Origin of the sequence: Nostoc sp. CHAB 5836, from assembly GCF_020829445.1 — a bacterium.
GTDB lineage: Bacteria > Cyanobacteriota > Cyanobacteriia > Cyanobacteriales > Nostocaceae > Nostoc.
Window position 1 is genome coordinate 1 of record NZ_JAIVFV010000181.1, and the last position, 13209, is coordinate 13209.

Genomic DNA, 13209 nt, shown 5'->3' on the forward strand with positions numbered 1-13209 from the left:
CCATTGACAGCACCTACAGCCCAAAGGTGGAAGTGCGTTCTCCAAAAGAGAAGCAGCGACATCAAAACAGTAGCACTCCTTCTGCTGACGTTGAATTGTAAAAGAGCAGAGTTTGAGATGCTGCGTTTTGCATATTAGCTTGGGAGCAGCAGAGTCAGCTTACGAGAAAGAGGGCACATCATCGACGGCGCTGGCTTTGATTACGAGGAGAGTGCCTAATCTTCAGCAAATAATTTTTCCAATTCGGCAAGAAGCTTGTCAAGTTTTTGTTTTTTCTTGGGATTATCCCACGCTTTAGCTCTTTTAGCTTTTACAGATATTGCCTTAAAACGTTCAACATATGCAATATTTTCCTCTATTTCATTGACTGTCGTGTTTAACTTGAGGTTTGATATCCGCTCTTTAATTTCATTTAAAGATAAATTCTTGCTAATGGAATCGAATAAAACAGCCTGACGCTCTTTTTTATCTTTAATTCGAGCAATAGCTTGGGCTTTAGTATATGCAATTTTACCCTGACTCAGAACTTCTAATATCTCTTCTGGAAGATTACGTAGAGGCAGACGATGAGTTATGAATGATTCCCAACTCATCAGTCCTAAAGAATTAAATACCTCTTGAACCACCTGCACTTCTGATTGACCCACAATGTTGTGGGCTGCTTTTCCTTTTGCTTCTTTCTGCATCCGAAACAACAGTGCCGGGACTTCTTGCACAGGCATATTGAGTTGAAATGCTAGTAACTGTACAACCGCTTCTGTTTCTTCAACAGGATTTAAATCTTCTCTGTGGAGGTTTTCTATCAAAGCTACTTGAATTACTTGCTTATCGTTTAGATGGAGAACTACAATGGGAACTTTTTCCAGTTTTAATTCTAAAGCTGCGCGATAACGTCTTTCTCCGGCTACTAGCTCATAACAGTTATTTGTTAATGGTCGAACAATTAACGGCTGTAGAATTCCATGCTGTTTAATGGATAATTTTAATTGCTCATGCTTGTTAGGATCAAAATAACGTCGAGGCTGATTTTGGGGTAAGACTATGCTCTCAATTGATAATACTTGGGTGGCATCATTTGTTGATTCCGCTTGAGCAGTGACAAAAGCATCAAGAACTCCACCAAATTGAAATATTTCCTTGCTTTTACCTTTTTCCATCATTTTAGACTGTCCAAAGTTTTCGATATCTCTTTCAAGAGTTTGAGAGCAGGATGCTTAGGATTAAAAATGGCTAATGGCTTTCGGGCTTGAGAGGCATTTGCAAAATCGGTTGCTCTAGGTATAGTTGTATGAACAGTTCCCACCTTTGACAACTGTGTAGTGATTGACTGTAAGCTTTGTTCTCCCTGTGATGTGCGGGCATCATACATAGTAGGAATAATACCAGCTACTTTCAATTTTCGGTTTGCTACATTTAAAACTTCGACAATAGTATTGAGCAGTAGTTCTGTACCTTTTAAAGCTTTAAATTCGGTCTGAATCGGAATTAAAACGTGTGTTGCTGCAACTAGGCTCATAATACTTAAAATTCCCAGACTTGGTGGGCAATCAACTAAAATGTAATCATACTGTTCTTGAATGCTTTCTAATGCTTGCTTCAGACGTAGCTCCCGCATAATTGCTGCTGACAGTTCCATTTCTGCTTTACTCAGTTTGATATTAGATGGAACGAGATCCATTGAGTGAAGATCATGAATAATTGGCATTTCGTCTTGATGTACTATCGCGTTATAAATTGTATTCTCCAATTCCATTGGCTCTAATCCCATAAAAGTTGTCAGCGAACTTTGAGGATCTATGTCAACCAACAAGACTTTCCGCCCCATTTCTGCGAGATGATATCCAAGATTCATCGTTAGTGTTGTCTTTCCTACACCACCAGACTGATTAAATAAAGCAATAATAGGTGTCATTTTTAATTGATCGTAAAGTCCTATTCAATAATTTTGCACGTTTAGATGTCCTTTTCTGAACGCACTCTACAACAATTGGCAAATCATTTGTGTAACTCAGTTAAAATCAATGAAGATTGACATCCTCCTCAGCCTGAAGGCGTTCTGTGGGAGGAGCGCCGATTGAGGTATTGAAGGAGTATATTAAGAATCAAAGCCGCCCGTAGCGCAGCTATTGGGCGGGGCTTGTATCCCATTCTTTTGGTCAGAAAAACATCATACTCAAATAAATAATGTACGTTTATATACTTATGTTCCAGATAAAAACATATTCTCAAGGAAATTCTGGTTCAAATTAAAACAATGCAAAACAACCAATCCTTTAGCTCAGTCCTTGAAAACATTAGCACCATTAATCGTGGCAGTGGATTATCTAATAACATGATGGCTTATAGACTGGCACTGATCATAGAAAAAAATCAGCCAGAAGCACAATCAAGTCCCACGCTGGATACCTCTGAACGCGAAAGTCTACTTTTTGACCTAAGAACAGCATTATCCCAAAATACTCAAAATGTTGAAAACTACAGACAAGCTCTCAAAAACAAATATTACACCGAGTATTTAAATAAATTCGGTGTAGCTCAACAGTCAACTGCTGTACCACAACAAGACAACTCAACAAGAGTTGATAACTTGATTGCCGAGAAGAAGCAGACATTTCTACAAAAGATGTTCGACGCCCGTCAGCACGAGTTACCTTTAGGTCAAAAAGCTAAGAATATAGACAAAGTATCAGAAGTAATTCCGCCTGAAAGTATTGTTTCACCGCAATCAGATGAAGTAGTTAAGAAATCTCTCATCCCATCGGTGATCAAAACTGTCTTGACAATGGGCAAGGATACTGAAAATCAGGGTCGCATCTACGAAGGAATAGCCTACAGATTGCAACTGTTGATCAAAGAAGGAATGCAATTGGTCAGTGTCAAAAGGAAGAGTGGAAATCCTGAAACTGCTTTTACAGCCTACAAAGATGACTCTAATGAGTTCAAAATCACACAAAACAACCTTTCAGATCAAGAAACTAATCGACTCATTGCCTTCTCAAGACAACAGACAAAGCAACAACCCAAGACTCAGGACAATCAGATCAGTAAAAATGACAACACCGAACTTGGCGAGTGAATAGGGGCAGGGGAGCAGGGGGAGAAATGGAGGCTGGCGTTGATTTTTGCCTCCCCTGCAACGCCAGCAACGCCAGCAACGCCAGCAACGCCAGCAACGCCAGCAAAACCTACGCAGTATTGGGGCGTAGGGGTTGCACGGTCAAGAATAAAATTTGAATTCCCGTGCAAAACTTGTTAATCCACGTTATGGTTTTCCCCTACACCCCCACACCCTCACACCTTTACACCCAGTCAGAGCATGGATTTCACCTTTTCAAGCGTGCCATTCGCGGCTGGATGTTCAACCTTTCCCCAACTCGAATCTTGATTGCACCGGGGGAGAGTTCCAAAACCTGGGTAGCGACACGACCAAAATAAATTGGACAAGGATTTTTAGCGCACGGTGGGGCATTAAGAATCACCGTCGTCACCACATTGTCTTTGAGAAAAATAATATCCAGGGGGATTTTTACTTGCTGCATCCAAAAAGGGACATTTTTGTACTCCTTACCCAAATTAAACAACATCCCGCGATCGCTGGGCAAATGATTACGAAACTTCAACCCCTTCTCTAATTCAACAGGTTTTGTGGCAACTTCTAAGTAAAAAGTCCGGTTGTGGTAAGTGAGGGTATGTGTTATGGGCAAATGCTGGGGACGAGTTTGCAAGTAAGCAATAGTTGAAGAAGCGACAATAATTGATATCCCCGCAATTGGCCCAAGGATGTTTAAGAGTTTAAAAAGAGCAGCATACAAGTTATTTTGAGTAGGAATTTTTACTAACTGCATAATTAACCAAAAATATCAATATTCCCAACACTATATATACTTGAATCCACCGGACTAGACGGATTTCCTTGTAAATCCGCTTTGTTCCGCATACTCTCAATCCTATCGGCTTCGCGGATTGCTAAAGGATTAATATTATTTCTCGCTTCTAACAATGCTTTAAGTGTAATGTCCAGTGGTGGCAGATCACCGGCAGGTGGAACATCATCGGGAAACATTTGGCAGAAAGTAGAGATGGCCGCCCTTTCCACAATCGCCTGAATTTCCGCACCGACACACCGATGGGTCGCTTTGAGCAACCTGCGCCATTCTTCATCAGTAAACCCATTTCCATCGCGGAACCGATAATCAAATCTGGCTAGGTGCAGAGTGAAAATCGAGTGTCGCTCTCCATTGTTGGGTAAATCCACTTTGAAAATATCATCAAAGCGACCACTTCTGGTCAGTTCTGGTGGCAGCCATTCTATGTTATTGGCTGAAGCAATAATTAATACATCACTAGTTCGCTCTTGCATCCAGGTTAACAGCATTCCCGCAAGCCTTCTGGATAAATCATCATCACCAGCAAATCCTTTATCAAAGTCATCTAGGTATAGGATTACACGGTTAATCCTGTCTACCAGCGCCAGTAGGCTTTTCAGTTTGTACTCTGCTTTGTTGCCATAACTGCGGAAGCTACCCCACTCTAAGATAATCATCGGAATGCCCAATCGCTGGGAGCAAACTTTCGCTGAATGAGATTTACCTGTGCCTGGAGGCCCGATTAACAAAATACCTTTGGGTAGCCGAAGATTGTAGGCTTTAGCTAGCGGAGTCAACAGCCGCTTATATCTTTTGAAGGCTAACTGCATCAAGTCTAATCCGCCAACCTCAATGGCTGGGGGCTGGAGAAATTCAATATTGTAAACTCGCCTGAGTAAGTTAATTTTGTAAGTAGAAAGTTTTAAAGTCAGTTCCTGGGCGTTGGTATTTCCAGAAGCCATCGCCCAAGAAATTGCATACTCAATATCAGCAATGTACATCCCAACACAAGCATTGGCTATCTCTGGAGTTTGGGTTTTACTGTACTGTTCGGGCAATAATGCTTGCAAGTGAGTGCTGATTTCTTCAACTGTTGGCAGTTGTTGTATAACCGTCGGCACAACTGCGGCAATATCTGATGATAGTATTGCGTTTGGCCCCAGCAGGATAGCTGTCTTGTTTGAGTTCCGGTTATACAGCTTCATGTTGAGCAGGGCAGACTTAATCCATTCAGCAGTCAAGAAAAAATCGGGGTCAGTGGTTGGCTCGGACAGCCAAGGAAATATCCCTGACAGTATCACAATGCCTTGTAAATCAGTGGTTTTCCAAAATCGCAGAATCTCAAAGTAATGTTCGCGTCTGTTTTTGGCGTAGACGCATAGCGGCTTGTCGTCAGACATCGCCTGATATTGTAATACAAGTTGTAAAGCTAAATCCCCATCCTCATTAACCTGTAACTGATGTAGTTGGTCGTCTTCTAGTGTCCACAGATAGCAGTTAACGTTCTTTTCTTGGCATTCCCTGGTGAGGGTTTGGAGTAGTCTTAACCTCTCTTGCAGTGGAGATTCTATGGCAATCAAGGGGTTGTTTAGTTTAATCAGGTCAAATACTTGCTGTATCAGCCTAATATTCATCTGTTGTGCATTGAAGGTCATCCTGAATCATAAAATTTGTGATCAATTATTTGCACAGACAAAAGTACAGAAAAATACAGTACTTTTGGCTATTGATTTTTGACTAAATTCAGTCTTCCTTCCCCTTTGCTCCTCATCAACTCTGCCTCTTATTAACTGAGCTTAATATTTGAAGTCAGATTCATATCTAAATTAGATATGAATCTCTGATCAATTGAATTGGGTGCTAAAAATCCTAGTAAAATATCGATGAAGACATTTGGTCAAATTCAGTATTGTTTATGAGTTTTAAACTTACTAAAAGCCCGACTTATGTGCTTACTTTACTGTTAAGTATGGGATTATCATCATGCGTTTCCCCGGAACAGAAAGCTGCAAATGCTCAAAAAGCACTCTTATCAGAGCTTGAGCAAAAATTCAAGCGATTTGTAGAAAGCACTCCTGATTTATACAAAGTCTCTTGGAAAGTTTGTGGTGATGCCAGCTTAAATTTGAACCGAAAAATCAACTTTGGTTGTGATGAAACTAGAGATATTCCCACAAAAGGTTTTCAAGAACCAATCTTTGTGTGGGGGCCGGCTGGAGAGATAAAATTTATCAATAAGCCTAGCTTCGCTGATGTTTCATTTTTATCAACTCTTTTTGTCAAATCTAGGGGATGTCTTCTATCAGGTACTCCGAAAGAACAGCAATTATATGTTGTCAGAGAATTTTTATTGAAGAAAGGAAGTACCCCTCAACCTACAGACGTAAAAATAGAAGTTGTACCCAAACAAGAAAAAGAGAAGATATTACGAAATGCAGTTGCAAATGCAGAAAGAGAAAATGCAAGTCTTACAAATTTTGGCGTATCCTCAAATGGGCTAATTCCTACTGGTAAAACTTGTCCGACGATTGATGAGTGGAAGAACGACAATCAAACAACTCCGTAAAAGGGAACTCTTAATTGGGAATAGGGAACTCTTACTGCGTATGGTGGGGTCTAAAGCCCCCACCAACGCGTTCCACTAATTGGAATGTGCCATTCCAATTAGTGGGGGACTCAGACCCCCGAATTTTATCTAGAAGGCAACTCTTAACTGGGAGGAACGACCTGTTAAGAGTTGCCTGTTAAGAGTTGCCTTCTTGTTAAAGCTCTATCCCCTGATTTTGATGCCGTTGTCGGGAGTGATGCTGCTGCAATTGGCGTGAGAAATTCACCAGTTCCTCATTCCAATCTCTATATGAACACTTGTTCCTTCTAGCCTGTGGCAGTACATCGGCTACAACCCGTGCAGCAGCATTACCAGATTCATCAGAAGCAAAGGCTACTTGTACAGTAGGAATATGCTGCAATTGCTCTGATGGCAAGCTTTTGGGATCATCAAGAGCCATGTACAGCGTCCTCTTGCTTGGTATACCTTTGACCTGATACTCCAGCATTGCAAAAGATATGGCATCGATGGGTGACTTCAAAAGCACCGCTTTCTCTACTGGTGAAGTTGGCTGTCCGCCCAGGTGAAAGTAAAACCAGCCCTCACGCCGCTTAGTCCCAAACTCGTAGCCTTTGAAAGTGTTGTTTTCTCCCCGTGTCCCTCGCAGGAACGCACCTAATGCCTGGGGTAGTGAGCCAAGATTCCGCATCACGAACACAGCGTTTTGCTGGTCATCAGCGTAAACCAGCCCCCGGTTATGCAGAACTTCCACAAAGTTTTCAGGTATTCCCCGTTTCTGGGTGAGGTAGTTGGAGACAGAAGACCACTTGGTTTTATCCTCAACCGGGGGTGTAAATTTTGGTCGTGGTTCTAACTGGATAATCTCAGCAGTCACTTTTTGAGCAAAAGCGATCGCTGCTCGTTCTGCCCCAGATCCCCCAAATCGCTCATGCAACCAGACAACCGCTTGCCGTAAATTGCAATTGTTGATGTGCATCACCAAGTCAATCGCACCATCTCCCCCCAATGGAGAACCGGGATCGAGATCGCTGAATTTCGACTGATTTATATTAATGATGTAATTTTGACCACGCCATCTGTCAAGCTCATGGTTTAACCCCAACTCCCAAGCGACATCCTCTAAGGCTAAGTCGCGTAATTGCTCTGTTTGTTGGCGCCACAACTGATTCTGTTGCTCTAATTCCTGAATCTGTTTTTGCAAGAGTTCATTTTCAACAGATAGAGCTTTAGCTGTAGCTTTTATCTCTTCAAAGCGCCGCATCGCCCTATCCCGGTCGGCAGCTTTTGCTTTGGTTTGTTCCGAATTCAGGTCATCAACTTCTAAATCTCGCCCCGACTCCACTATGCGGTAAAAATCTTTGATGTCCTGATGTTGTGCTCTACTCCCCTTGATCCCGCGCTCTAATCCAATCAGTCGCATTGTGTCATAGTACGAATCTTGGAAAGAGCGAATTTTCTGCCGTCCATCAAAAAAATGATTACACCGTAATTGTCCTTGATCATCCAAAGGAACAAAGTAAGCATGGATATGGGGGGTGGCTTCATCTAGGTGCAACTCTGCCCGAACTATGCGCTCTCCGTATTCATCCGCTAACCACTGATGCGTTGCTTCTAGCCAATCATCCAGTTTCTGGGGTTCGTAATACCCGAACTGAGTTGGGCGATCTGGACGGAAATAACTTGGGGAAGCTGAAAGCAGAAATTCTACGCAGTACACCCCATCTGTGCGAATCTTCCGTTTCTGCTCATGTTCGGCAATTTTCGCTAAAACCAAATCCTCCAGTCGTTCCTCTGCGTTATTGCTACCAATGAATCTAATATTTTCTTGGCTGGGGTCAGCGTTGGGAGTTTCTCGCTCACGGCTTGTGTGAGATCCACTCCCCGCTATGCTACTGCGCTTTAATTTTTTTAGCCGCGCGATCGCGTATGCCATTTTTTTCTCACCCTGCTAAAATAATTTTTTACAAAAAAAAGGGAACAGGGAACAGGGAACAGATAAGAAACTAAAGTTTCAGAGCTTTATTGCGAGCGTCAAAAAAAAAGATGTTTTTCGAGGGTCGAGTGCCACGAAAAAAACAGTGTCATTATTTCAATCTCATGGTTTTTAAACCATGAGTTTTTCCTGTTCCCTTTTCCCCGTTCCCTGTTCCCTCTGAATCAAAATTTTCATTTTTTCGCCTCAAGCGCCATGCAAAAATGGCTTAAATCTAAGTTAGCCAAAATAACCGTAGTAAGTACGGTAATATTATTATTTGAGCGAAGAATTGTTGCTGACAAAAAATAGCGATTCCCCAAGCTTAGTCTAGGCTTAGTCCAAGCTTAGTCTAAGGCCACTTTGACTGATTCACAAATAGAAATGACTGACTCCCTAAGCTTAGTCTAGAGTTAGCCTAAGATTAGTTTAGGACTAGTGTAGGCTTAGTCTAGAGAGAATGTGATTTGGTATACAATTTCCCCATTTTAAATCCACTAATTACGTAGACTTAATGTGGATTGTAACTGAGTTTGTAAAGGAAAAAAAATCGGTTAGACTTTAATTCAGTTCTGCATTTTTATTCTGCAAAGTGAACATTGGGAAACGACGCTACTGTACCTCACCACAGAAACTTTTGCATGAAAAAAATGGAACGGAACAAACAAGTATTTTTTTCAATTAAGCGAACGCTAGATACTGTTGAGGGACAGGTAATTAATTATCTGCTCTCCAGACCCTTTGGCTTAGGAACCTTACCTGAGATAGTGATGTTGACTCTCAAAGAACATTGGTTGCCTTTCACCCTATCTGCTGATTCTGTGGATGGTGAAGAACTGAGGCAGAAAGCAATTTGGTCAATTAAACAATTAGAAGCACAAGCGGCTTTGATTCGTGAGGTTTTTCTTTCTTCTCATGTCAAAACTGCTGTGGTTGTGAACAATGCTGAAGTTAGCAACAGTGCAGATGATGAAATCCGGGTGTCAACCTCGGATGAACAAACCTTGGATGAGGACACCCTAGGGTTGATGGATTTAAAAATGCCAGAGGAAATGAAACAGATTAATAACCTTTTTGGTGCTGAGTAGTCAGTGAAAGGGGCAGAGGGGCAGAGGAGAAGAGAGAGTTTTTGTATAAATTCTTTCGGAAAAATGCTCCAAAGTGAGATGGGGAGGCTTTTGAGGTTCTTGAAGAAAAAGAAATAAGTGTATAAGCAATCTATAACGCTCGTAAAAATTACTCTTATTTATCTCTTTACTCTCCCTGCTCCCCTGCCCCTCTACCATTCGTGAGAGGTTAAAACAAGATTACTTTTGTCAATTAGTAATTATGCTTAAAATTTGGAATCAAGAAACGTATGAAATTAACTCTTGTACTGAACTGATGGGGCAAAAATAAATCAGGGGTATCAAGATTAAGCGTAGGCGTAGCCCGCCGTAGGCATCGCTTGCCTAAAAATTGTGTTTTCCGCTCCAATTTTACCGATATTTTAAGCATTATTGCTTATTGACAAATGGTTAATAACCTTAACCTGTCACCGATGCCCCTCTACCTCCCCAACACTCCTTTTTAGTAATAGATAAAGATCGGAAAAATTTATGAACACGCCGAATAAAGATATTGCGTCCGTTTTTAGCAGGATAGTTGTGTCCATTGATTTAGGTGGCAGCCAGAACAAGGTAATTGTTCAGATATACCCGGATGGGGTGCCAATGGTAGTGGCAATGGAGCCAGAAATTGCAGATGTCGGAAAAAATTCAATCCAGCAGTTATCACAAAACTCCACTTGGGTAGGAATAGGGGGTGAATATTATGTCTTGGGCGCTCTCGCTAAAAATACTTTTGCTGGGACAGCAGCGCTCAGGGATCTTAAATACCACTATGCCTTACCAAAAATCGCCGGATTGTTATGGTTAGCATGTCGTCAGTTGGGCTTGAATAAAGGCGTTGATGCTTCTGTGCAATTATTGCTACCACCTGGAGAAATTTCGGACGGGAAGGATTTGGGTAAGAAGTTGTCATCAGCCCTGAAAAAAGGAATTGTGACACCAACAGGCAATCTCAAAGTTAAACTACGTAATTTTTACGTAGCTCCAGAGGGGAGTGGGATTATGGCTTATCGTAGCCGTAGTCTAGCCCAGGAGTTTCGCAACAAAAATATTGGTATGCTTATGCTGGGCTACCGGAATGCTAGTTTTACTCTTTCGGCTAAAGGTAATCCTGCTAAAGCTGAGTCTACAGACTTGGGGATGAATTGGTTAGTGCAGCAATTTGTAGAACGTACTGCTGTTGGGTTATCTGCATCTGATTTGCGATTAGCTAAAGTTTTAGTAGAAGCTAGTAATGGCAAAGAGAATGCACTACACTCTTTATCACGCAAAGCCACATCTGCTGGAGTTGAATCTGATTTAAAGTTGTTTAACTCGGTTTTACTAGATGTTCGTGATGATTACTGTCGAGCTTTAATCCGGTGGATTAGAAACATTGCCCTATTCGATGAAGTTCTCATTTGCGGCGGGACTGCTGAGTTTGTACTCCCGGAATTAACCGAACATTTTCTGCATTCGGGCATACCCATTGTTTGGAATGGTGGAGTCCAACTTCCTAAACCCCTTGATACTCTAGGGCTGGGTGACAGAATCACTGATGTCTGGACTGCACATATTAGTTACATCAAAATGTTAGATTACAACTTTGGCTATGAACGCAAACAGAAATTAGTCCCAGATTCTTATCAAGCCCCGACTGTACGAAATTCCACCCCACCCAAAGAAGTCTGGGAAAAGAACGGCTTTTTAACCATGCATCCTGGAGTTTAGTCCAATGTCACAAAGATTCATGTGAAATCTCGTCAAGGATTTCACATGAATCTTCGTGACATTCTATACTTGTGCTTATCCCTTACCGATTATGGTAGGTTTCAAGCTTTCAAATCCGTTGCCATATACAGGCATCCGGGAATGGCAGCAATCACTATCCAGCTACGCCGGAGATTATCGTGAATCAATCACCGATTTCAGCCCAATCCGTTCCCGCAACGATGGGGAAAACGATTTATCCAGAACCCTATGCCTCAAAGGTCAATGGACGGTTGAAACGAAAGCTTGGCGAGTGCTTTGGGCTAACTCAGTTTGGGGTTAATCTGACCCATCTTTCACCTGGTGCAGTGTCTGCCCTTGCCCATAGTCACTCAAAGCAGGATGAATTCATTTTTATTCTAGAGGGAACTCCAACTTTGGTGGTGGGAGAACAGGAATTCTCATTGAGTGCGGGGGATTGCTATGGATTCAAAGCGGGTACGGGGATTGCCCATCAACTGGTGAACCGATCCCAAGAAACCGTGACCTACCTAGAGATGGGCGATCGCACAGCACCAGATGAAGTCGAATACCCAAATGATGATCTCAAAGCAACTCAGGTAACAGATGGTGCCTGGATATTAACGCACAAAGATGGCCGTCCCTATTAGAAGAGCTACAAAAAAGAATCAAAAGATTCCACAAGATGATGGTGCAAGTCCCCATGTAACAGCAAGCGATCGCTCTTATACGGTTTATAGGTATTAGAGCGATCGCTTGGGATCAAACTAACTATCCAATATCCCAGCCATCAAACAAATTGGGCTGATCTATTCCATACTGTCGTTGCACTAATCGCCGCAGTTCGTCAACAGAATTAGCCGACTTCATCAAAATCAAAATCGAGGTAACGTGCGGTGTCAACCTCTCTTTCGTTTCTGTTGAAAGCATTTGGTGTATCTTGTGCTTTCTGCGTCCGTTCGGGAGTACGGGATTAACGATATCGAGCTTGGCTTTCTCCTCTGGTGTCATCCATTCATAGATAAACTCCCAATAATACAGCCCGTTTCTAATATTCTTCTTATGCAGTTTGGTAATCCTTGCTAAGTTGGACTCAAACTCGGTTTCAAACATTTTTGTCCAGGGACGTGGCGTGGACAAAATCCGGCAATCATCTGTCCGTCGTTGCTCGACAGTCCGCGATTCTCCCCAAATCTGCTCAAACCTACTGATTAACGAATCTTCTGACAAGGCATCAATTAGCTTTTGAGCTTCGGGATTTCCCTGTCTATCAAAGTAACGCCAAATAATTCTGACATCTTTCAATGACCACGTTACAGCACGCGTTACTGTACTTTTAACCGTATATTCCGCAGATAGTGTAACGTGATTTAGACCTTGTTTCACAAGGCTTTGGTACACGCGAGGCAAGCTAAACTGTAACCTGGTCAACCAGTTTTTATTTATACTAATTGCTTCAAGTATGTGATTCTGAGACATCCGATATTCCTTTGTCTCAAGAATCCTGATTGCATCAAATCGATAATTCCCAATGTACAACTCGACAGCTTCTGCTGCCTGATACTTTTTCTTAGCCATGATTATTCCTTAAAACTTGCGAATTCTGGTGAAATCGCGTAGCGTTTTTCAAGAAATCACATGGCTTTATAGCTGCTGGCAGCCGAGTTCTGAATCATGGAATGCTGCCCAAAATATCATCTCTGGAACGTTAATATCTTCTTTCAGAAAAACAATAATTAGCAAAATCTTAGAGGTTGTTTGAAAAGTTGGAGAGATGGTAAAAAAGCTCTCTGGGTATACGCTGTGAATAGATAATAGACAGCACCGAGAGAGCGACATGAGTAAAGCATACCCCAGCAATCTGACCCTCGCCCAATATGAATTTCTGAGTGACATGATTCCAGAACCAAAACCCGGTGGTCGCAAGCGTGAAGTTGATATGTGGGAAATCTTGAACGCAATTTTCTATGTTTTGGTAGAAGG

At 42.0% G+C, this 13209-nt stretch carries 13 protein-coding genes; 7 read left to right on the forward strand and 6 right to left on the reverse strand.

Going from position 1 to position 13209, the window contains the following annotated elements; translation table 11 throughout:
• Nucleotides 1-215 precede the first annotated feature (215 nt).
• Nucleotides 216-1160 carry a ParB/RepB/Spo0J family partition protein gene (locus tag LC605_RS26280; RefSeq protein WP_229550438.1) on the reverse strand — a complete coding sequence of 315 codons (945 nt, stop codon included), beginning with the start codon at nucleotides 1158-1160 and terminating at the stop codon, nucleotides 216-218.
• Nucleotides 1157-1912, reverse strand: a complete 756-nt coding sequence (locus tag LC605_RS26285) for a ParA family protein (RefSeq protein WP_229550439.1) — start codon at nucleotides 1910-1912, stop codon at nucleotides 1157-1159. Before LC605_RS26285 ends, LC605_RS26280 begins: the two co-directional genes overlap by 4 nt.
• 342 nt (nucleotides 1913-2254) lie before the next feature.
• On the opposite strand from LC605_RS26285, the gene LC605_RS26290 reads away from it, so the two are divergent.
• A complete protein-coding gene (locus LC605_RS26290) occupies nucleotides 2255-3076 on the forward strand; it encodes a hypothetical protein (protein ID WP_229550440.1) in 822 nt (273 codons plus the stop codon).
• Between the two features lie 247 nt (nucleotides 3077-3323).
• On the opposite strand, the gene LC605_RS26295 is transcribed toward LC605_RS26290, so the two are convergent.
• Together LC605_RS26295 and LC605_RS26300 are read right to left on the reverse strand one after the other, a co-directional pair.
• The gene (locus LC605_RS26295) at nucleotides 3324-3845 is read right to left on the reverse strand and encodes a DUF192 domain-containing protein (protein WP_229550441.1); all 522 of its coding nucleotides are present in this window, start codon (nucleotides 3843-3845) and stop codon (nucleotides 3324-3326) included.
• Between the two features lie 2 nt (nucleotides 3846-3847).
• Nucleotides 3848-5500 (reverse strand): ATP-binding protein, encoded by a 1653-nt coding sequence (locus LC605_RS26300; protein WP_229550449.1) that lies wholly within the window; start codon nucleotides 5498-5500, stop codon nucleotides 3848-3850.
• Nucleotides 5501-5781: 281 nt separating this feature from the next.
• On the opposite strand from LC605_RS26300, the gene LC605_RS26305 reads away from it, so the two are divergent.
• Complete coding sequence (locus LC605_RS26305; protein WP_229550442.1) at nucleotides 5782-6432, forward strand: hypothetical protein; 651 nt, start codon at nucleotides 5782-5784, stop codon at nucleotides 6430-6432.
• Between the two features lie 196 nt (nucleotides 6433-6628).
• On the opposite strand, the gene mobV is transcribed toward LC605_RS26305, so the two are convergent.
• Complete coding sequence (gene mobV, locus LC605_RS26310; RefSeq protein WP_229550443.1) at nucleotides 6629-8368, reverse strand: MobV family relaxase; 1740 nt, start codon at nucleotides 8366-8368, stop codon at nucleotides 6629-6631.
• Between the two features lie 689 nt (nucleotides 8369-9057).
• On the opposite strand from mobV, the gene LC605_RS26315 reads away from it, so the two are divergent.
• The 4 genes from LC605_RS26315 to LC605_RS26330 all read left to right on the forward strand — a co-directional run bounded on the left by LC605_RS26315 (nucleotide 9058) and on the right by LC605_RS26330 (nucleotide 11876).
• Complete coding sequence (locus tag LC605_RS26315) at nucleotides 9058-9495, forward strand: hypothetical protein (RefSeq protein ID WP_229550444.1); 438 nt, start codon at nucleotides 9058-9060, stop codon at nucleotides 9493-9495.
• A gap of 510 nt (nucleotides 9496-10005) precedes the next feature.
• Entirely contained in the window at nucleotides 10006-11226 is a 1221-nt protein-coding gene (locus LC605_RS26320) for a ParM/StbA family protein (protein ID WP_229550445.1), read from the forward strand.
• A 55-nt stretch (nucleotides 11227-11281) separates the two neighbouring features.
• Nucleotides 11282-11548: a hypothetical protein gene (locus tag LC605_RS26325; protein WP_229550446.1), complete on the forward strand. Its 267-nt coding sequence runs from the start codon at nucleotides 11282-11284 to the stop codon at nucleotides 11546-11548.
• Nucleotides 11499-11876, forward strand: a complete 378-nt coding sequence (locus tag LC605_RS26330) for a cupin domain-containing protein (RefSeq protein WP_229550447.1) — start codon at nucleotides 11499-11501, stop codon at nucleotides 11874-11876. The genes LC605_RS26325 and LC605_RS26330 overlap by 50 nt, the downstream gene beginning before the upstream one ends.
• Before the next feature lie 121 nt (nucleotides 11877-11997).
• Here the strand turns inward: LC605_RS26330 and LC605_RS26335 are convergent, their stop codons facing one another.
• Nucleotides 11998-12804 (reverse strand): P63C domain-containing protein, encoded by an 807-nt coding sequence (locus LC605_RS26335; protein ID WP_229550448.1) that lies wholly within the window; start codon nucleotides 12802-12804, stop codon nucleotides 11998-12000.
• 259 nt (nucleotides 12805-13063) lie between these two features.
• Here LC605_RS26335 and LC605_RS26340 point away from each other — a divergent pair.
• The coding region (locus LC605_RS26340) for a transposase (RefSeq protein ID WP_229550450.1) at nucleotides 13064-13209 on the forward strand (146 nt) is incomplete at its 3' end.